At 64.0% G+C, this 19,935-nt stretch carries 14 protein-coding genes; 10 read left to right on the top strand and 4 right to left on the bottom strand.

The window, feature by feature from the left end; translation table 11 throughout:
• Window positions 1-6: 6 nt before the first annotated feature.
• Together ACT6VE_RS09680 and hisN are read left to right on the top strand one after the other, a co-directional pair.
• Complete coding sequence (locus ACT6VE_RS09680; protein WP_444798402.1) at window positions 7-945, top strand: phosphotransferase; 939 nt, start codon at window positions 7-9, stop codon at window positions 943-945.
• Between the two features lie 19 nt (window positions 946-964).
• A complete protein-coding gene (gene hisN / locus ACT6VE_RS09675; RefSeq protein WP_444798401.1) occupies window positions 965-1,741 on the top strand; it encodes a histidinol-phosphatase in 777 nt (258 codons plus the stop codon).
• 42 nt (window positions 1,742-1,783) lie between these two features.
• Here hisN and ACT6VE_RS09670 read toward each other — a convergent pair whose 3' ends face one another.
• The 3 genes from ACT6VE_RS09670 to ACT6VE_RS09660 all read right to left on the bottom strand — a co-directional run bounded on the left by ACT6VE_RS09670 (window position 1,784) and on the right by ACT6VE_RS09660 (window position 4,657).
• Window positions 1,784-2,887, bottom strand: coding sequence for a M24 family metallopeptidase (locus ACT6VE_RS09670; protein WP_444798400.1), 1,104 nt, complete (start codon window positions 2,885-2,887; stop codon window positions 1,784-1,786).
• Between the two features lie 90 nt (window positions 2,888-2,977).
• Window positions 2,978-3,649, bottom strand: a complete 672-nt coding sequence (locus tag ACT6VE_RS09665; protein WP_444798399.1) for a helix-turn-helix domain-containing protein — start codon at window positions 3,647-3,649, stop codon at window positions 2,978-2,980.
• Window positions 3,650-3,754: 105 nt separating this feature from the next.
• A complete protein-coding gene (locus tag ACT6VE_RS09660; RefSeq protein ID WP_444798398.1) occupies window positions 3,755-4,657 on the bottom strand; it encodes a LysR family transcriptional regulator in 903 nt (300 codons plus the stop codon).
• Between the two features lie 255 nt (window positions 4,658-4,912).
• Between ACT6VE_RS09660 and ACT6VE_RS09655 the strand changes: the two genes are divergently transcribed.
• The 8 genes from ACT6VE_RS09655 to ACT6VE_RS09620 all read left to right on the top strand — a co-directional run bounded on the left by ACT6VE_RS09655 (window position 4,913) and on the right by ACT6VE_RS09620 (window position 12,965).
• Window positions 4,913-5,689, top strand: coding sequence for a 5-oxoprolinase subunit PxpA (locus tag ACT6VE_RS09655; RefSeq protein ID WP_444798397.1), 777 nt, complete (start codon window positions 4,913-4,915; stop codon window positions 5,687-5,689).
• An 85-nt stretch (window positions 5,690-5,774) separates the two neighbouring features.
• Window positions 5,775-6,017 carry an acetyl-CoA carboxylase gene (locus tag ACT6VE_RS09650; protein WP_444798396.1) on the top strand — a complete coding sequence of 81 codons (243 nt, stop codon included), beginning with the start codon at window positions 5,775-5,777 and terminating at the stop codon, window positions 6,015-6,017.
• Window positions 6,014-7,399: an acetyl-CoA carboxylase biotin carboxylase subunit gene (locus ACT6VE_RS09645; RefSeq protein ID WP_444798395.1), complete on the top strand. Its 1,386-nt coding sequence runs from the start codon at window positions 6,014-6,016 to the stop codon at window positions 7,397-7,399. The genes ACT6VE_RS09650 and ACT6VE_RS09645 overlap by 4 nt, the downstream gene beginning before the upstream one ends.
• Complete coding sequence (locus ACT6VE_RS09640; protein ID WP_444798394.1) at window positions 7,399-8,274, top strand: 5-oxoprolinase subunit B family protein; 876 nt, start codon at window positions 7,399-7,401, stop codon at window positions 8,272-8,274. The genes ACT6VE_RS09645 and ACT6VE_RS09640 overlap by 1 nt, the downstream gene beginning before the upstream one ends.
• Complete coding sequence (locus ACT6VE_RS09635) at window positions 8,264-9,235, top strand: biotin-dependent carboxyltransferase family protein (RefSeq protein ID WP_444798393.1); 972 nt, start codon at window positions 8,264-8,266, stop codon at window positions 9,233-9,235. The genes ACT6VE_RS09640 and ACT6VE_RS09635 overlap by 11 nt, the downstream gene beginning before the upstream one ends.
• Window positions 9,236-9,274: 39 nt before the next feature.
• The gene (torT, locus tag ACT6VE_RS09630; protein ID WP_444798392.1) at window positions 9,275-10,348 is read left to right on the top strand and encodes a TMAO reductase system periplasmic protein TorT; all 1,074 of its coding nucleotides are present in this window, start codon (window positions 9,275-9,277) and stop codon (window positions 10,346-10,348) included.
• A gap of 65 nt (window positions 10,349-10,413) precedes the next feature.
• Window positions 10,414-11,931 carry a sugar ABC transporter ATP-binding protein gene (locus ACT6VE_RS09625; RefSeq protein WP_444798391.1) on the top strand — a complete coding sequence of 506 codons (1,518 nt, stop codon included), beginning with the start codon at window positions 10,414-10,416 and terminating at the stop codon, window positions 11,929-11,931.
• A complete protein-coding gene (locus tag ACT6VE_RS09620; RefSeq protein ID WP_444798390.1) occupies window positions 11,928-12,965 on the top strand; it encodes an ABC transporter permease in 1,038 nt (345 codons plus the stop codon). Before ACT6VE_RS09625 ends, ACT6VE_RS09620 begins: the two co-directional genes overlap by 4 nt.
• A 59-nt stretch (window positions 12,966-13,024) precedes the next feature.
• On the opposite strand, the gene ACT6VE_RS09615 is transcribed toward ACT6VE_RS09620, so the two are convergent.
• On the bottom strand, window positions 13,025-19,741 hold the full coding sequence (locus tag ACT6VE_RS09615) for a beta strand repeat-containing protein (RefSeq protein WP_444798389.1): 6,717 nt from the start codon (window positions 19,739-19,741) through the stop codon (window positions 13,025-13,027).
• Window positions 19,742-19,935: the final 194 nt, after the last annotated feature.

Genomic DNA, 19,935 nt, shown 5'->3' with positions numbered 1-19,935 from the left:
GGCGCAATGAGGCGCAGGTTGGGTGAAGGCGCATCTCTGGGGGAGCAGGCGATCGAGCGGGCCATCGCTGCCGTGACGGACTGGCAGGGACGGGAGATTTTCTACGAACCCGTGCCCGGCGGCATCAGCAATCCGAACTGGCGTGTCCATGTCAGCGGCGCGCTGCACAGCTTCTTCGTGAAGATCCCCGGCGAGGGTACGGAGATGTTCATCGATCGCCGGACCGCTAACGAGGCAGGTCGCAAGGCGCATGCCGCGGGTGTCGGCGCGCGCATCGTCGACTTCTTTCCGGAAACCGGAATCGAGGTCAGCGAATTCGTCGACGGGCTGCGAACCTCCACCAATGCCGACTTTCTCGACCCTGTCGTCCGCTTCAATGGCTTGCGTGCTCTAAAGGCGTTCAACGACAGTGCGCCGCTCTCCCAGCGCAAGACCACCTTCGACATGATCGACGAGCATTTCCAGCAGGTGCTGACGCTCGGCGGCGAATTCCCGACGGATTTCGGCTGGCTCAACGCACGGTATCGGGAGGCGCGGGCTGCTCTGGAAGCCTCCGGCCTCGACCTAGCGCCTTGCATGAACGATACGCTGGCCGGCAACTTCCTGCTCCATGCCGACCGCCGGGTCATGCTGGTCGATTTCGAATATGCGTCCACCAACGACCGCGCCGCCGAGCTTGCCCTCTGGTTCAGCGAGATGTGCTTTTCGCCGGAGGTCGAGGCGGAGTTGATCGAGGAATATTACGGTCGCGCCGACCGGGCCGTGCTGGCGCGGGTTTCGCTGTTCAAGGCGCTCGTCGACCTGAAATGGTCGACCTGGGCCATGGTACAGAATGAGGTTTCCCGCCTCGATTTCGATTTCTTCAAATATGGCTTCTGGAAGCACATGCGGGCGCGGTTCGTGATGAACGATCCGCGCTGGCCCGAATGGCTGAAGGCGGTCTAGGGGATTGGGAGGAGATGCCGTGCTGATTTCGCCCGATTTCATGCGCCGGATTGCAACCGTCGCCGCGCGTGAAGCGCTTCCGCGTTTCCGCTTGCCGGGCGTTGTCACCAACAAGCTCGCCAGCGGCTTCGATCCCGTCACCGAGGCGGACCGCGAGACCGAAAAGGCCATCCGGGCGCTGATCCGGGCAGAATTTCCCGATCATGGCATTCTCGGCGAAGAGTTCGGTGCTGAAGGCGCCGACGCGCGCCACATCTGGGTCGTCGATCCGATCGACGGCACGCGTTCTTTCATTTCGGGCATTCCGCTCTGGGGCACGCTTGTCGGCTTGATGCAGGATGGCGATGCCATCGCCGGCATGATGGCACAGCCCTTCATCGGCGAACTGTTTTATGCGACGGGCGCGGGCACGCATTACGAAGGTCCGCACGGCAAAGCGCAGCTTTCAACGCGCGCGACCACAGACCTGTCCGAGGCGACGCTCTGCACCACGACGCCGGCGATCTTCGAGCCGGAACGGCGGGCCGCTTTCGACCACCTGGAGCGGCAGGTCCGTCTTTCGCGCTACGGTACGGATTGTTATGCCTATTGCATGCTCGCCGCCGGCCAGATCGACCTCGTGGTGGAGGCTGGTCTGCAACCGTATGACATCGTCGCCCTCATCCCGATCATCGAGCAGGCGGGAGGCATGGTGACGGATTGGGATGGCGGCGCGGCGGAAGGTGGCGGCGGCATTATCGCAGCGGCGAATTCGGAGCTGCATGCAAAGGCATTGGCCGTTCTGCACGGAAAATGAGAGGGCGGCACCCTATGGTGCCGCCCCGTTTCATCCAATCGTTCAGACCTGAACGACATGCGCCGAGCGCGGCAGCGAGGAGAGAATTTCCGGACCGCTCTCGCGCAGGATCACGATGTCTTCCAGGCGAATGCCGAAGCGGCCGGGCAGGTAGATGCCGGGCTCGATCGAGAAGACCATGCCTTCCTCGAGCACGGTGTCGGAGGTCGCGGTGATGTAGGGCGGCTCATGGCCGTCGATGCCCATGCCGTGGCCGGTGCGGTGCACGAAGTATTCGCCGTAGCCGGCGTCCGTGATCACCTTGCGGGCGGCGGCATCGACGTCACGCGCCAGAACACCGGGCCGCGCGGCCTTCAGCGCCGCCTGCACGGCCTTCTCGACGATGGTGTGGATTTCGCCATAGCCTTCCGGCGGTAGGCCGATCACGGCCATGCGGGTAATGTCGGAGGGAAAGCCCTGCTTGCGGCCGCCGATGTCGATGACCACGGCGTCGCCCTCCTCGATCACCCGGTCGCTTGCCGAATGGTGGGGGAAGGCGCCGTTGCCGCCGGCGCCGACGATCCAGAACTGCGGTGAGGCGCCTTCCGAAGAGAAGTGCGCACGGATCTCGGCAGCGAGGTCCTTCTCGGTCATGCCCGGTTTGACGGCCGAAAATGCCGCCTGCATGGCCCGGTCGGCAATGCCGGCATTCATTTTCAGCTTGGCATATTCCGCACTGTCCTTGCGCATGCGCAGGCCACCCAGCGTGGCGGGCGTGAAGTCGCGGCGCGTGTCTGCGGGCAGGGCGTCGAGAAGCAGCAGGGCAAAGTCGGCACGCATCGTCTCGTCGAGGGCGACAAGGCCGGGTGCTTCCGCGCCGATCGCGGCGAGTGCTGCATGCAAGGCTTCAACCGGGCCTGCATCGTCCGCCCAGGTGTGGAAGGCGATGTCGGTGAATTCGCGGCTGCCCTCGGCATTCAGCCCCGGCATCAGGAACGCTTCCTTCTCCGGGCCGATCAGCAGTAGGCAGGGCCGCTCATCGGGATGCGGGTGGAAACCCAGCACCCAGTCCATGTGCGAGCCCGGCGCGACGGCGACGAGGCCGGTGCCGGTGTCGGCCATGCTTTGACGTAACGCCTTGAGGCGCGTGGCGGTCTGTTCGTTCATGATCATGTCCTCGTTGAGATGGCGGAAAGGGGATGGTCGCTGCAGGCCGGCCCGACAGCACTTGGGCGATCGGACCGGCGGCACCGTGTGCTAGCCTATGGGCTTACGGGTCTTGCTTGGCTTCGACGCGCCGCGCTCGACGGCGGTGCGCTTGACGACGAGGCTTGGCGAGGTCTCCGCGGATGGTTCGCCGTCGCCGAAAACGTCCATCGTGCAGGTGTGGAAGACCGTTGCCAATTCGCTCGTATGGTTCCAGGTGACATGCGTCAGCGTCGAGGGAAAATGCGCGGAATCGCCCGCCTCCAGAATGGTGCGTTCACCATCGATCTCGATGGTCAGCGCGCCTTTCACCACGAAGTAGATCTCCTCGCCCTCGTGCGACATCGGTTCGCTGCGGAAACCCGGTGGCTCGTGGATGAGGGTCGAACGCAAGATGTTGCCCGGGAAGGACGCGGAAAGGCGCTCGTAACTGACGGCGCTATCGGGCGTGCCGCCGAGTGCATAAACCGTGCGGCCCTCGTGTCGTGTGATCGGCGCATCGACCTTGGGCAACTGGAAGAAGGAGCCGACATCGGCCTTGAGCGCGCGGCTAACCGCAACCAGCGAGGTCAGCGACGGCACGGTGATGCCGCGCTCGATCTGCGAAATGAAGCCGACCGAAAACCCGGCCGCATCCGCGACCTGCTGCAATGTCATCTTGAGTTCGCGTCGGCGCTCGCGCAGGCGCTCTCCAACAGCAGAGCCCGCGTGAGCCCCTTCCATACTCGTCACCATCGCCACCCGAATTTTTAGTATTACTTCAATAGTGCGCGGGTGGCCGACGATGTCAAACGAATTTTAGTGTGGCTAAAAAAATAGCGACACCTCTCATCGCCCTGGCAGGTGGAAGGCCTGCTGGAAGTAGGAGCGGAAAGCGAGCATGGGCGGCGTCAATTCCATGTTGCGTCGCCAGGCGAGGCCGACATCCATGGCCGGGACGGGATCGCTGATGTTCATGGTCTCGATGCGCCGGCCTTCGAGCGACCAGGGCCGATGCACCATGTCGGAGAGGATCGCCACGCCCTGGCCGTTTGCGACGAGCGAGCGTGTCGCCTCGACCGACGAGGTCCGCAAAATGACGCGCGGCTGGTAGGGCGAGGCGCTCCAGTATTTGAGCGCCGAATGCGCCGCTTCGTCCACCGTCAGCATGATGTAGGGTTCCTCGGCGATCTCCTTGAGGCCGACCGTTTCCGCCTGCAGGAGATGATGCTGCGCCGGCAGCCAGAGGCGGCGCGTCGAACTCAGCACCTTTTCCGTGATGAGGGCCGGGTTGAGGATGTTGGAGGTGAGCAGCACGGACATGTCGTAGCGGTTGCTCAGGAGCCCTTCCTCGATAGACTCGCGGTTCAGTTCGAAAAGCTGGATCTCGAGTTTAGGGAAATGCCGGCGCAGTCGCTCGATGTGGAGCGGCAGAAAGTAGCCGATGACGGTATAGGTGGCGGCGACGGTCAGCGTGCCCTCGATCTCGCTGCTGACGACGTTGAGATGCGTCGCCTCGTCGACCTTCTTCAGGATCTCGTAGGCATGCGACAGGAACTGCCGTCCGGCGGACGTCAGGTCCATGCCGTGCGGCGTGCGCAGGAAGAGGCTGACGCCCACCGTGCGTTCCAGCTCCTTGATCGCGGTCGTTACCGCGGACTGCGAAATGGAAAGATCGACGGCGGCCTGCGATATCTGCCCGAGTTCGGCGGTCGCGATAAAGTAGCGGATCTGCCGCAGACTGATCGTCATGGCTGTCGTCCTCTATCTGGTTTGTCGCGAAGAGGTATCAAAAAATCAGAATGGTCGATATCGAATTGGGCATCAAGCCGCTCAATTCCGTGCAGATTCCACTTATCCATCTGTTTTTCCTGATTTTTGCGTCGCAACAAAAACGGGCAAGACGTTCTGATTTTCAGAATTCATATATGAGAAAATAGAATTTTTCAAAAGAGGATAAACATCCTAGCGTTCTCTTGTCGAGAAAATGCATGTGAGGAAGAGACATTGCGCGAGGTAGTCGACATCAACTGCGATATGGGTGAGGCGTTCGGTCGTTGGCACGTCGGCGATACCGAAGATGCATCCCTCATGCCGCTGATCAGCTCGGCCAATATCGCCGCGGGCTTCCATGCCGGCGATCCGAACCTGGTGGATCAGACGGTGCGTCTTGCCGCCCAGCACGGCGTCGGCATCGGTGCGCATCCCGGCTACAACGATCTTCAGGGTTTTGGCCGTCGCAAGATCGCCGGCACCGCGAAGGAACTCGTCAACGACATCGTCTACCAGGTCGGTGCGATCCGCGAATTCGCCCACAGGCACAGCGCACGCCTACAGCACGTGAAGCCGCACGGCGCGCTCTACATGGAAATGGCGGTCAATCCGGAATTGTCGCAGATCTTCGTGCAGTACATGCGCACCGTCGAGCCGAATGCCTACATCTTCTGCATGGGCGGCTCCGCGACGTGGCGCGCGGCAATCGAAGCCGGTCAGCCGACCGTGCGTGAATTCTACGCCGACCGTGATTACGACGACAGCGGCTCCATCGTGTTTACCCGCGACGCTGGCCGGCCGGACCCTGCCGCCATTGCCCGCAAGGTCGTGCGCGCCTGCAAGGAAGGCAAGGTCCGCACCGTCAAGGGCAACGACATCGAAATCGACTTCGAATCCATCTGCTTCCATTCCGACACACTCGGCGCGCTCGACATCGTGCGCCAGATGCGCGAGGCGCTTATTGCCGAGGGCATTCGCATAACGTCGGTTTCGGGCGTCGCCGGCCCCTAGGACGAATGACACGAAAATAGACAGACAGGGCCCTTCCGCCGCTTGGAGAAAGCGGAAAGGCTCGACCATTCAAGCGGAGAGAGACATGAGCAAGATCGAGATCAGATCGCCCCTGCCGGGCACCTTCTACCGGTCATCCTCGCCGGATGTGCCGCCCTTCAAGGCGGATGGCGACAGTGTGGCGAGCGGCGATGCGATCGGGCTCATCGAGGTCATGAAGACCTTCCAGGAAGTGCCGGCCGGCGTCGAAGGCAAGAACATCACCTTCCTCGTCGACAATGAAGAGCCGGTCATGGCCGGCCAGGTCATCGCCGAGGTGGAGGCATGACGATCCGCTCGCTCCTCGTTGCCAACCGCGGCGAGATCGCGGTGCGCATCATCAAGGCGGCGAAGGCGCTCGGCATTCGCACCGTGCAGGTTCACAGCGCCGCGGATGCCGACATGCTGGCGGTCAAGCTTGCCGATGAAGCCGTCGATATCGGCTCGCCCGCGCCGAAGAAATCCTACCTCAACATCGAGGCGGTGGTGAATGCCGCCAAAGCGGCCGGCGTCGATGCCGTGCATCCGGGCTACGGCTTCCTGTCGGAAAACGCTGATTTCGCCGATGCGGTGGAAGCGGCCGGCCTGATCTTCATCGGCCCGAAGGGTGACGCGATCCGCCTGCTCGGCGACAAGGTCGCGGCGCGCGAGGTTGCCGCCAAGGCCGGTGTTCCGACCGTGCCGGGTAGCGCTGGACGCCTTGCAACGATCGAGGAAGCCCGGGCCGTGGCGGCGAAGACCGGCTTCCCGATCATGATCAAGGCGGCAGCAGGCGGCGGCGGTCGCGGTATCCGCATCGCCGCCGACCTCGCCGATCTGGAGCGTCATTTCCCGCAGGCCTCCGCGGAAGCGCTCGCGTCGTTCGGCGATGGCGGCCTCTATCTGGAAAAGGTCATCACCAAGGCGCGTCATGTCGAGGTACAGATCCTCGGCGACGGAAAGAACTTCGTCCATTGCTTCGAGCGGGAATGCTCGTTGCAGCGCCGCCGCCAGAAGGTCTGGGAAGAGGCGCCGTCCTTCCTGCTGCCCGCAGATGTGCGCACCCGGCTTTGCGACAGCGCCGTGGCGCTTGCCCGCGAGGTCGGCTACCGCGGCGCCGGCACGGTGGAATATCTCTATGACGAGGTGACGAAGGAGTTCTACTTCATTGAGGTCAACACCCGCATCCAGGTCGAGCATCCCGTCACCGAGATGATCACCGGCATCGACCTCGTCGAGGAAATGATCCGTGTCGCCGGCGGCGCACCGCTGTCGATCCGCCAGGAGGATGTGCAGGCTGAAGGCCACGCCATCGAGTGCCGCATCAACGCCGAAGACCCGGCCAAGGGTTTTCTGCCGGCGCCGGGCACCATCACCCGGCTCGTCGTGCCGGAAGGCGAGGGCATCCGTTTCGATACGATGCTCTACGAAGGCTACACGATTCCGCCGTTCTACGACTCGCTCGTCGGCAAGCTGATCGTCTGGGGTCGGACCCGCGATGCGTGCCTCGAACGACTGAGAGGTGCGCTGGAAGGCCTGACGATCGAGGGTATCAAGACGACGGTGCCGCTGCACCTGGCACTCGCTCAAGACGACAGCGTGCGGCGCGGTGCCTTCGACACGCGCTTCCTCGAAACATGGCTTGAAACCGAATTCGCCGCGAAAGCCGGCGCGACTGCGGAGGTTGCCTGATGAGCATCAGATACACATTCGGGGGCGACGAGCACCTCTTCGTCGAATGCAGCGAGGAGATGTCACTCGAAGCCTTCTTCAAGAGCCTCTCCATGGCGAAGGGTGTGCGCGAAAGCGGCATCAAGGGCGTCACGGAAATCTGCCCGGCCAATGCCTCGTTCCAGATCAAATTCAACCCGGATATCATCCATCCCGACGACATCCTGAAGGAAGTGAAGTCGATCGAGGGGGCGGCCGTCAAGGCCGAGCCGGTGCTGAAGACCCGCATCGTCGAAATCCCGGTTTTCTACAACGACCCCTGGACGCACGAGACGCTGATGCGCTTTCGCGAGCGCCATCAGGACCCGACGGGCACCGACCTCGACTATGCCGCCCGCATCAACGACTACGGCTCCGTCGACGATTTCGTCGGCGCGCATTCCGGCTCGCCCTGGTTCGTCTCGATGGTCGGCTTCGTTGCGGGCCTGCCCTTCATGTACCAGATGGTCGAGCGCCAGCGGCAGATCCAGGTTCCAAAGTACCTGCGCCCCCGCACGGACACGCCCAAGCTGACGGTCGGCCACGGCGGCTGCTTCGGCTGCATCTATTCGGTGCGCGGTGCCGGCGGCTACCAGATGTTCGGCATCACGCCGATGCCGATCTTCGACCCGACGCAGACGACCAGTTATCTGCGCGATTTCATGGTGTTCTTCCGCCCCGGCGACATCGTGAAGTTCAAGCCGATCGACCGCGATGCCTATGACCAGGCGGTCGAGGATGTCGACAAGGGCCGCTTCGCCCCGCCGATCCGCGAAGTGAGCTTCGACCTCCGGGAATTCCAGAAGGATATCGACGGCACAAACGCCAAGCTGGAGGGCATGCTCTATGGCCATTAAGGTTCTCCACCACGGTCTCGCGACCACCGTCCAGGATCTCGGCCGCCCCGGCTATTTCCACCTCGGCATCCCCGTCGGCGGCGCGATGGACCGCTACGCGATGCGCGCGGCAAACCTGCTCGTCGGCAATGACGAGGGCGCTGCCGGCCTCGAAGCCGTCTTCATCGGCCCGAAGCTCGAATTCACCGAGGACGCCCTCGTCGCCATTACCGGCGCCGAGATGCCCGCGAAGGTGGATGGCGTGGCACAGCCTAGCTGGACCGCCTTCAAGGTCAAGGCCGGCCAGACGCTGACCTTCGATTTCCTGAAGTCCGGCGCCCGCATCTCCATTGCGGTCTCCGGCGGTATCGACGTGCCGGAAGCGCTCGGCAGCCGCTCGACCTATCCGATCGGCGCCCTCGGCGGCTTCAAGGGCCGCCCGATCGCGGCCGGTGACGAACTGCCGGTCGGCAAGGGAAGCCTAGCCAACGAGGGCAAGACGGTTGTCGAGGAGCTGCGCCGCAAGCCCGGCATGCCGGCGGAACTGCGCGTGCTGCCTGGCCTCTACTGGCATCGCGTCACCGAGGAATCGCAGGAAAACTTCTTCGCAGACGAATGGAAGGTGGCGAACGAGGCGGACCGCATGGGCTATCGCTTCAAGGGCGGCCGCAAGCTCGATTTCGTCGAGCGCGAACAGCCCTTCGGCGCCGGCTCCGACCCGTCGAACATCGTCGACAGCTGCTACCCCTACGGCTCGATCCAGGTGCCGGGCGGAACCGAACCGATCATCCTGCACCGGGATGCCGTCTCAGGCGGCGGCTATTTCATGGTCGGCACGGTCATCTCCGCCGACATGGACCTGATCGGCCAGCTCCAGCCGCACACGCCCACCCGCTTCGTCAAGGTGACGATGGAAGAAGCGCTCGCCGCCCGCAAGGACCGCGCCGCACTGCTCGGGAGGCTGCGCGCGACCTTCAATTGACAGCCAAACGATTGCATTAAAACAAGAGAGGGAACGATAATGAACACGCTCGTTAAAACTGCACTCGCCACGACGGCGCTCGCCTTCGCGCTCAACGGCGCGGCCATGGCCGAGACCTGGTACCCCTATGACGCCCAGGCGATCGAACCGCCGTTTGCCGCGGATGGCAAACCGGTCGACGTGAAATACGAACCGCTGGCCAAGGCGGAAAAGCCCTGGAACATCTGCGTTTCCTTCCCGCACATGAAGGATGCCTATTGGCTTGGCGTCGACTACGGCGTCGCCGAACAGGCGAAGGACCTCGGCGTCAAGATGAACCTCGTCGATGCCGGTGGCTACACCGAACTTGCCAAGCAGATCAGCCAGATCGAGGATTGCGTCGCCGGTGGCGCGCAGGCCGTGGTGATCGGCGCCATCTCTTTCGATGGCCTCAACAACCTCGTCTCGGAAGTCACCAAGAAGGGCATTCCGGTCATCGACGTCATCAACGGCATTTCCTCGCCGGACCTGACAGCCAAGTCGCTCGTCTCCTTCTACACGATGGGCCATGAGACCGGCGCCTACCTCGCCAAGAAACATCCGGCGGGCAGCGATCCGGTCAAGGTCGGCTGGTTCCCGGGCCCGGCCGGTGCGGGCTGGGTGGAAGCAGCAAATAAGGGCTTCATGGAAGCCGTTGCCGGCTCCGCTGTGACCGTGCTCGATCCGAAGTTCGGCGATACCGGCAAGGAAGCCCAGCTGAAGCTCGTCGAGGACGTGCTGCAGGCCGAACCCGACGTGCGCTACATTGCCGGCACGGCCGTGACCGCCGAAGCCGCCCAGGGCCTCATTCGCGAACGCGGCCTCAAGGGTAAGGTCGAGCTTCTCGCTTTCTACATGACGCCCGGTGTCTACGAGGGCATTAAGCGCGGCTTCATCCTCGCAGCCCCGGCCGACTCCATGGTCATCCAGGGCCGTATCGCCATCGATCAGGCGGTACGTGCGCTGGAAGGCAAGGAACTGGTCAAGCATGTCGGCCCGAAAATCTTCGTCGTTGATCCGTCGAACGTCGAGACCGTGCCGCAGACCAACATCCTGCCGCCGAATGGCTTCAAGCCGGTCTTCGGCGTGAACTAAGCGAACCCAAGACGACCGCATGCGGTCCCGGCACGCGCCGGGGCCGCCATTGAGGAGGGACGAGGGTGACCGGTTCCGCGATGCCGCTCGTCGAGATGACGGGCATTACCAAGACATTTCCGGGGGTGAAGGCGCTCGACGGCGTGTCCTTCACGCTGAGGCCGGGCGAAGTGCATGTGCTGTTCGGCGAGAACGGCGCAGGCAAATCAACGCTGATTTCCATCCTGTCCGGTGTCTACCCGCAGACCACGGGCACGCTCGTGCTCAACGGAGAGGCGGTGTCCTTCACCTCCGTGGGGGACGCCAAGAAGAAGGGTGTTGCCGCCGTCTTCCAGGAATTCTCGCTCGTGCCGACAATGAGCGTGGCGGAAAACATCTATCTCGGCAGCGAGCCGAAGCGCGGCCCCTTCACCGACAAGGGCGCCATGCGCCGCGGCGCTGAAAAGCTCTTCGCCGATCTCGGCTTCCCGATCGACGTGCGCCGCTCCGTCGTCAGCCTGTCCCGCGCCGAGCAGCAGATGACGGAGATCGCCAAGGCGATCCATTCGCAGGCCCGCATCCTCATCCTCGACGAGCCGACCGCCTCCTTGACCGAACGCGAGACGGAAACGCTGTTCCGCATCGTGCGCGAGGCCAAGGCCCGCGGCGTTGGCATCGTCTATATCTCCCACCGCATCCAGGAATTCTCGCAGATTGCCGACCGCATCACGGTGCTGCGCGACGGCAAGCTTATCGGCACGGTCGGCGTCGATGCGCTTTCGCCCAAGGCGCTCGTCGAGATGATGACGGGCCGCGCCATCGACGAAATCTATCCCACGATCGCCCGTAAGCCGGATGGCGATGTGCTGCTGTCGATCCGCGGCCTGAAGGCCTGGGGCGTTGGTGGCGTGGACATTGATGTCCGGGCAGGCGAGGTGCTCGGCGTTGCCGGCCTGGTCGGCAGCGGCAAGTCGCGCACCTGGCGGGCCGCCGTCGGGCTGCTGCCGATCAAGGCCGGGTCCGTGACGCTGAAGGGCAGGGACGTCACCCACGCGCCGACCCGCCGCTTCGTCGGCGACGGTGTCTTCTACCTGCCGCCCGACCGCAAGTCCGAAGGGCTGATGCTTTCTGCAACGACGCGCCGCAACATCGACCTCGGCGCCCTCGAACGCCAAGAGGCGTCCGGCTTGCTCGGCGCGCTCTCGCCGGCAAAATTACGCACCATCACCGATGGCATCGCCCGACGCGTCGACATTCCCGAAAACTACATGGGCCGCGCCATCTCGACGCTATCTGGCGGCAACCAGCAGAAGGCACTGTTCGGCAAGGGTTTCGGCCGCGACTACGATATCTATATTTTCGACGAACCGACCGTCGGCGTCGACATGGGCACGCGCGCGGCCCTCTACCGGCTGATCAAGGAATTGGCGGAGGCCGGCAAGGCTGTCGTGGTCATTTCGTCCGATCTGCCCGAAGCCATGAACCTCGCCCACCGCCTCGTCGTCTTCTCGGCCGGCCGCATTTCGGCGGAGCTTGAGGGCGACGCAATCAACGAGGAGACCATCCTCGCCTACTTCTTCTCCCATGAAAGGCCAGTCGCATGAACACCAGCGCCCAACCGGTGGCGGAGACACAGGCTTCGGCCGGCTCTCCGATCCTCGCCTTCCTGCGCACCGTCTTCGTGCGCGCCGGCGTCCTGCCGTTCTTCCTCGTCGCCGCCCTCATCATCTTCACGCTCGCCTCGACGCAGTTCCTGTCGGTACAGAACCTCACGAATGTCGCGCGTCAGTCGGTCTACCTCATCCTCGTGTCGCTCGGGCAGATGCTTGTGCTGATTACCGGCGGCTTCGACCTGTCCGTCGGCACGGCGATCGCACTGACCTCGGTCGTTTCGGCGACAGCGATGGTTGCGGCATCCGGCATGTTCCCGGATGCCGTCTGGCTGGTCATTGCGCTGGGGCTTGCTGCCGGCTTCGGGGCGGCACTCCTGATCGGAACACTGAACAGCATCGGCATTGCCGGCTTCAGCGTCTCGCCCTTCATCATGACGCTCGGCGTGCAGTCGGTCGGTGCTGGCATCGCGCTGTTCATCACCGGCGGCGTGCCGGTCTCGGGCCTACCCTATGAATTCGGCGAATTCTTCGGCTTCGGCCGCATCTTCGGCGTGCCCGTGCCGGTGCTCGTCGCCCTGTTGGCGATCGCCGCCATGTGGATCCTGATGAACCGCACCCGAACCGGCGCGCAGATCTATGCCGTCGGCGGCAACATCAAGGCTGCGCATCTTTCCGGCATCAACACGCGGCGCACGCTGTTAATCGCCTATGTCGTCTGCGCACTGCTCGCCTCGCTTGCCGGCATCCTGCTGACGGCCCGCGTCGAAAGCGGCGAAACCAATCTTGGCGGCACTATCGCGCTGGAATCGATCGCGGCCTGCGTCATCGCCGGCGTGTCGCTGCGCGGTGGCATCGGCCGGGTGGAAAGCGTCGTGCTCGGCGCCTTCTTCATCGTGCTGGTGCAGAACGGCATGAACATCATGCAGATCGGCTCCTACATGCAGATGGTCCTGCTCGGCAGCCTGCTCGTGCTCGCGGTCGTCATAGATCAGCTGCGTTATCGGATGCTTGTCGGCAATCGCTAAGGCGTAAATTTAACTGTAAAACCCCGCCGGAATTGCTCCGGCGGGGTTATCTGTTCGGATTACACCGTCAGCGAGGAGAGGAGATCCGAAAGGTCGTCATCTCCCATATAGGCCATGGCGGATGCGCCGCCCGCGCCGGGCAATGCATTGACCTGCGACGATGTCATGGAGGCCAGTTGGCCGGGCGTGAAGGCCTGGGCCTGCTCGGGGCTGAGGCCTGCAAGGGCTGCCGTGCTGAGGCCCGAGATCGCGCCCGATGTCAGCGAGATGAGATCTTCCACCGAGAAGCTCGCGAGATCGTCGGGGCCAAGCGCCGCAGCCTGGGTTGCCGTGAGCGCGCCAACCTGTGTTGGCGAGAGCGCTGCGATTTGCGATGAGCCAAGGGCTGACATCTGGCCGTAAGTGAGGGACGCGACCTGGCCCGTCGACAGCGCGGCGATCGCGTCGGACGAGAGCGTGCCGATGGCCGTCGATGAAAGCCCCTTGATTGCCGAGGAGCTGATGGCGCCGAGTTCCTCGATCGAAATGGTCCCCATATGTGCTGCCGTCAATCCCGAGATGCCGGACGGGCTGAGCGCCGCGATCTGATCGGTGCTGAAAGCTTCCAGCTGCTCGACGGTGAGTGCTGCAACCTGGTTGCTGCTCAGGCCTGCGATGCCGCCGGTGCCGAGCGCGCCGATTTCGGCTTCCGACAGGGTCGCAAGATAGCTGGCCGGCAGGCCGCGGATGGCGCTGGAGCTGATGGCTGCCAGTTTTTCGAACGTGAACGTGTCGAGGGCCTGCGTCGAGAGACCGGCAAGCGCGGAGGAACTCAGGGCGCCGATCTGTGCGGCCGAGAGAGCCTCGACCTGCTCGAGATTGAGGCCCGAGACCTGGCTGCTGGTGAGGCCGGAGACGGCGCTCGCGCTCAGGGCCGCGATCTGCTGGGGCGTGAGAGCGGCGACGTCCTGCGCATCCAGAGCCGAAACCTGCCGGGAGCTGAGCGCACTGATCTGGGCGGTGGAGAGTGCCGCCACCTGCTGCGAGCTCAGGGCCGCGACCTGTGCTGTCGTAAGGCCTGCGATGCCGCTGCTGCTGAACGCCGAGATCTGATCGGCCGAAAGCCCGGCAATGACCGAGACGGAAAGGCCGGAGATCGCAAGCGAGCTGATCGCCGAGAGTTCGGGCAGCGAGAAGAGCGCGAAACCTTCCGCCGTCAGCGCCGCCAGCTGCTTGGCACTCATCGAACCGATCTGCGTACTGGTCAGAGCCTCGACCTGATCTGCATTGAGCGCAGCGATCTGAGTGCTCGAAAGCCCCGATACGCCGTCGGCGCTGAGCGCCGCAATCTGGGCTGTCGTCAACGTGGCGATCGTCGCAGCCGACAGGCCCGCAATGCCGCGGGAACTGATCGCCGCGAGGTCGGCGATCGAGAACCGCTCAAGATCATCCACGCCGAAGGCAGCAATCTGCCGCGAACCCAGGGCGCCGACCTGCGTGCTGGTCAGGGCTTCCGCCTGGTCAGGGCTGAGTGCTGCGATCTGGTCCGTGCTGAGGGCCGCGATGCCGCCCGAACTCAGGGCCGCGATCTGGGCGAGCGAGAGGGCGGCGATGTCGGCCGTGCTGAGCGCGCCAATCTGCGTGGAGCCGAAGGCGGCGAGCTGGGCCGTCGTCAACGCTTCCAGCTGTGTGGAGCTGAGAGCATCGACCTGTGCGCTCGTCAGGCCGGCGACATTGATTGCGGCGATCTGCGCCGTGGTAAGCGAGGCGATGGTTGCCGTCGAAAGACCAGCGACTGAGCCCGACGTGATGGCGCCCATTTCACGGGCGGTGAAGGTTTCCAGATTGGCAACGCTGAAGGCGGAAATCTGCGCCGAATTCAGGGCCGCAACCTGCGTGCTGGTCAGTGCCTCCGCCTGCGAAAGCGAGAGGACGGTGATCTGACTGGAGGTGAGGCCGGCGACGCCGGACGCGCTCATGGCGGCGATCTGGTTCGGCGAAAGCGCTGCAATGTCCTCCGTCCCGAGCGCTGCGATCTGCCGGGAGCCGAGCGCTGCGATCTGCGCCGTCGTCAGGGCCGAGACCTGATCGGTGGTGAGTGCCACGATCTGGTTGCTCGTCATGCCGGAAAGGCCGGCTGGGCCGATCGCCGCGATCTGGCTCGTGGTGAGGGAGGCGAGGGTGGCCGTGGACAGGCCGGCCATGGCGCTGGCGCTGATGGCGCCCATATCCGAAACCGAGAAGGTGTCGATCTGGTCCGAATTGAGTGCCGAGATCTGCCGGGAGCTGAGGGCGGCGATCTGGCTGCTGGTGAGGGCTTCGGCCTGCGCGGTGCTGAGCGCGATGATCTGGTCCGTCGTCAGGCCGGAAATAGCGGCCGTGCTGAGGGCGGCAATCTGCGCGGTCGTGAGCGAGGCGATATAGGACGGCCCAAGAATGGCGATCTGCCGGGCATCGAGCGCACGGACCTGCGCCGGCGTCAGCGCGTCGAGCTGGTCACTGGTGAGGGCCTTGATCTGCTTTGTTTCGAGCGCGCCGATCGCGGATGTGCTCAGCGCGGCCACCTGTGCGCTGGAAAGCGACGCGACGGCCGCCGTGGAGAGGCCCGCAATCGCGCCGGCGTTGATGGATGCGATTTCTCTGGTCGAGAACGTCGCGATGTCATCTGCGCCGAAGGCCGCCAGCTGCTCGGAATTGAGGGCGGCGATCTGGCCGCTGGTCAGTGCTTCGGCCTGCGCGGTGCCAAGAGCTGCGATTTGCCTGGTGGTAAGCCCGCTGATGCCGCCGGTGCTGAGAGCAGTGATCTGCGTTGCCGAGAGCGCGGCGATCGTGCTGGTGGACAGGCCGCCGATCGCATCGGAAGTAATAGCCGCGAGGTCCTTTGTGGAGAAGGTCGCGATGTCCTCCGGGCTGAGGGCTGCGAGCTGCGTCGAACTGAGGGCGGCGACCTGGTTGGAGGTCAGGGCTTCGGCCTGCGCGGTGCTCAAGGCCTGCAATTGCCGGGCTATCATGGCGGCGATCGCGGATCCGCTGAGGGCAGCGATCTGAATGGTTGAGAGCGAGGCGATGGTCGCCGTCGAAAGGCCGGCGATCGCGCTGGAGCTGATCATCGCGATATCCTTCGTGGAGAAGGTCGCAATGTCGTCCGTACCCAATTCGTGGAGCTGTTCGGAGGTGAGAGCGCCGACCTGGGCGCTGGTGAGCGCTTCCGCCTGGCTGGTGCTGAGCACCGCCAACTGCTGTGAGGTGAGGCCGGCGATGCTGGCTGCATTAAGTGCCGCAATCTGCGCGGTGGAAAGCGCGGCGATCTTGTCCGTTCCGAAGGCTTCGATCTGCGCCGAGGTGAGGGCCGACATCTGCCGGCTGGTGAGCGCGCCGATCTGGTTGAGGCCAAGCGCTTCGATCTGGTCGTCGGTCAAGCCGGAAATGCCGGATGCACTGAGGGCGGCGATCTGCGTCGTGGAGAACGACGCGAGGTCACTTTCGCTGAGAGCCGCGACCTGACCGGAACCCAGCGCGCCGAGCTGCGCCGTCGTAAGGGCCGAAATCTGCTCGGCGGAGAGTGCCCGAACCTGTCCGGTGCTGAGGCCCCCGATGGTGGCGGAGCTGAGGCTGGCGATCTGGGCGGTGGAGAGCGCCTGGATATCGTCCTCCAGCGCCGCGATCTGTGTCGGCTTCAGCGCCTTCAGCTGGGTGGTGGAAAGCTGGCTGACCTGAGCGGAGCTCAGCGCCTCGATCTGTGCTGTCGTGAAGCCGGAAAGCGCGGTGCTGCTGATTGCGGCGAGCTGCGCCGACGACAGCGAGGTTACGGTATCAAGCCCAAGCCCGGCAATTGCCCTGTTGGTGAGCGCTGCGATCTGGGCGGAAGAGAGCGCAGCAATGTCGCCCGGCTCCAGTGCTGCAACCTGCGTGGCCGTGAGCGCACCGACCTGGGCGGTCGTCAAGGCGGCAATCTGCGCGGTCGACAGGGCCTCGATCTGGACGGCGGTCATGCTGGCGAGCGCATTGCGGCTGAGCGCGGCGGCCTGGTCTGTGGAGAGCCGTGATACGACCGCCTCGTCGAGGCCGGCAATCGCCTTGTTGGTGATTGCGGCGATATCCGCGGTCGAGAAGGTGGCAATGTCGTTTGCGTCGAATGCCGCAAGTTGCGTCGAGCTGAGCGCCTTGACCTGAGCCGGCGTCAGGGCCTCGATCTGCGCTGTGCTCAACGCATCGATCTGGTCGGGGGTCAGTCCGGCGATCGCACCGCTGCTGAGGGCCGCGATCTGGTCGGTGGTGAGGGAGGCAAAGAAGTCAGGGTCCATGCTCGCCAGCTGCCTGGACTGCAGGGCGCCGATCTGCAACGCCGAGAGTGCAGCGATCTGCCCGCTCGTCAGGGATGCGAAGGCATCGCTGCTCAGACCCGGAATGGCCTTGTGACTGATGGCTGCGATATCCGCGGTGGAGAAGGTGGCGAGGCCCGCCACCCCAATCGCGCCGAGCTGAGCGGAACTCAAGACCTTCACCTGCGCAGGCGTCAGCGCCTCGATCTGGTCTGCGTCGAGCGCGGCGAACTGCTTGGTCGTGAGGCTCGCAATGGCGCCGGTGCTCAGTGCCGCGATCTGGTCGGTGGACAATGCGGCGATAGCTGCGGTGCCGAGAGCCCCTAGTGCTTTGCCGTCGATCGCGGCGATCTGTGTCGGCGTCAGCGCGGCGAGGCCCTGCTCGTCCAGCGACGAAATCTGGGCCGCGCTCATGACGCGGATCTGCATCGGCGTGAACGCTTCGATCTGGTCGGCATCGAAGACGGCCATCTGCGTAATGGTGAGGCTTGCAATGGCGGTGGTGCTGAATGCGGCGACCTGATCGGCGGACAGCGCTGCGATGGCGCTCGTGCTGAGGCCTGCAACCGCTCTGTTGCTGAGTGCCGCAATGTCTGCGGTGGAGAACGTGGCAAGACTGTCCGGCTCGATGGCGGAAAGCTGCGAGATGGTCATGTAGCGGATCTGCGCCGGCGTAAGCGCCTCGACCTGTTCGACGCTGAGGGCGGCGATATGCCAGGGCTTGAGCACACCGATCTGGTTGGGTGTCAGGGCCGCGATCTGCTCGGTGGTGAAAGCGGCGATGGCCGCGGAGTTCAGCCCCGAAATGGCGTTGACCGGAATTGCGGCGATCTCGTCGCCGGAAAAGGCTTCGAATGCATAGCGATCGAAGGCGGCAACCTGGGTTTCGCTGAACGCCTTGATCTGCGTGATCGTGAAGGCCTCGACCTGGTCGGCATTGAGGACGCTGACCTGGCTGGCCGTCAGGCCGGGAATTGCCCTGGCGTTGAGTGCCGTGATCTGGGCGGGCGTGAGCCCGGCAATGGCGCTGGTGCTGAGGCCGGCGACAGCGCTGGCGCTGAGCGCGGCGATATCCAGCGTAGAGAATGTCGAGATGGTGTCGCCGTCGAGGACCGCAAGTTGCGCACCACTCAGAACCTTGACCTGCGAAGGCAAGAACGCCTCTACCTGATCCATGCTCATGGCGCTGATCTGCGCCGTTGTCAGGCCTGCAACAGCGGCGCTGCTGAGGGCCGCGACCTGCTTGGTCGACAGCGAGCTGATGCCAGCCGTACCAAGGGCAGCGACCTGCCATGGCTCCAGCGCGTTGATCTGGCTGCTGCTCAGCGCCTCGATCTGATCGGGCAACAGTGCCGCCATCGCGCCGGTGCCAAAGCCCTTGAGTGCCTTGGCGGTGATGGCGGCGATATTTTCCTCGGAGAATGCTGCGATGTCCCGCGAGTCCATGACGGCGAATTGCGCTGCGGTCATCGCGCGGATCTGCGCGGTCGTCAGCCCCTCGATCTGTCCCGGACCGAAGGCCGTGATCTGGGCGGTCGTCAGTGCGGCGATGGTCTTTGGGCTGAGGGCGGTGATCTGTTCGGCCGAAAGGGCCGCGATTGCCGCAGTCCCGAGACCCGGCAGGGCCTTGCCACTAATCGCAGCGATGTCGCCCGTCGAGAAGGTGGCGATGTCGTCGGCTCCCATGGCCGCGAGCTGCTGCGCGGTGACAACCTTGACCTGGTTGGGCGACAGCGCTTCGATCTGGTCGCTGCTCATAGCACTGATCTGGGTCGCCGTCAGGCCGGTGATCGCGCTGGTGCTGAGTGCTGGAATTTGCGCCGTGGTGAAGGCGGCGATGGCGTCCGTGCTGAGCGCGGCGATCTGTGCCGGCTTGAGCATTGCGACCTGCGCCGTCGTCATGCCGGCAATCTGCTCGGGCGTCAGCGAGGTGGCTTGCGGCAGCGTGAAGCCGGCAATGGCGAGGCTGTTCAGTGCACCGATCTGGTCGGGTGACAGCGCCTTGATGGCCGCCGTGCTCAGAGCCTGCACGGCCTTGTAGCTGATAGCGGCCATATCCTCGGTCGAAAACGTTGCCAGCTCGTCCGGAGAAATGGCGGCAAGCTGGGCGGCACTCAAAACCTTGACCTGGGAAGAGGTGAATGCCTCCACCTGCTCTTCATTCAAGGCACCGATCTGCCCGGTCGTGAGGGCGCCCACCTGGTTCTGGGTCAGGCTTTCGATGGCGAACTTGTCGAGGGCGCCGAGCTGGTCGAGCGACAAGCCGATGATGGCATTCTGCGAAATGGCGCTCAGCTGCTTCGTGCTGAGGGTCTCTATATCCTCCACCTCGAGTGCGGCGACCTGCTTGGAGGAGAAGGCAGCGAGCTGGCCCGTGGATAGGGCGGCGACATCTTTCGTCGTCCAGCCTGCGATCGCCGCCGTGGAAAGCTGCTTGATCTGGCTGATGCTCAAGGAGGAAACGACAGATGTCATATGGAAAATCCCTAATGAAAGATCGCAATGCTTTCCGCAAAATCCGGCTGCGTTCGGCAGCCGTGCGCGGGGCACTGGCCGGATATTTGCACAATCCAGCAATCCATCGATACGAAAGGGGGCTTGCCTGAAGCTGAAGTTTGGCGCGCGAAGAGGTTGGCGGGCGACCTCGAAACCCCGGTTTTTCAGAGTTT

It is taken from the genome of Shinella sp. (genome assembly GCF_052438155.1).
Taxonomy (GTDB): Bacteria; Pseudomonadota; Alphaproteobacteria; order Rhizobiales; family Rhizobiaceae; genus Shinella.
Note: the sequence above shows the minus strand (reverse complement) of the source record. Positions and strands in the feature narration are given on the sequence as shown.

Excerpts from the sequence above, each read along its gene's own strand:
- ACT6VE_RS09680 (WP_444798402.1), top strand. The coding sequence starts at position 7 with ATGAGGCGCAGGTTGGGTGAAGGCGCATCTCTGGGGGAGCAGGCGATC.
- ACT6VE_RS09670 (WP_444798400.1), bottom strand. The coding sequence starts at position 2,887 with ATGAACGAACAGACCGCCACGCGCCTCAAGGCGTTACGTCAAAGCATG.
- ACT6VE_RS09665 (WP_444798399.1), bottom strand. The coding sequence starts at position 3,649 with ATGGAAGGGGCTCACGCGGGCTCTGCTGTTGGAGAGCGCCTGCGCGAG.
- ACT6VE_RS09660 (WP_444798398.1), bottom strand. The coding sequence starts at position 4,657 with ATGACGATCAGTCTGCGGCAGATCCGCTACTTTATCGCGACCGCCGAA.
- ACT6VE_RS09650 (WP_444798396.1), top strand. The coding sequence starts at position 5,775 with ATGAGCAAGATCGAGATCAGATCGCCCCTGCCGGGCACCTTCTACCGG.
- ACT6VE_RS09645 (WP_444798395.1), top strand. The coding sequence starts at position 6,014 with ATGACGATCCGCTCGCTCCTCGTTGCCAACCGCGGCGAGATCGCGGTG.
- ACT6VE_RS09640 (WP_444798394.1), top strand. The coding sequence starts at position 7,399 with ATGAGCATCAGATACACATTCGGGGGCGACGAGCACCTCTTCGTCGAA.
- ACT6VE_RS09635 (WP_444798393.1), top strand. The coding sequence starts at position 8,264 with ATGGCCATTAAGGTTCTCCACCACGGTCTCGCGACCACCGTCCAGGAT.
- torT (WP_444798392.1), top strand. The coding sequence starts at position 9,275 with ATGAACACGCTCGTTAAAACTGCACTCGCCACGACGGCGCTCGCCTTC.
- ACT6VE_RS09620 (WP_444798390.1), top strand. The coding sequence starts at position 11,928 with ATGAACACCAGCGCCCAACCGGTGGCGGAGACACAGGCTTCGGCCGGC.
- ACT6VE_RS09615 (WP_444798389.1), bottom strand. The coding sequence starts at position 19,741 with ATGACATCTGTCGTTTCCTCCTTGAGCATCAGCCAGATCAAGCAGCTT.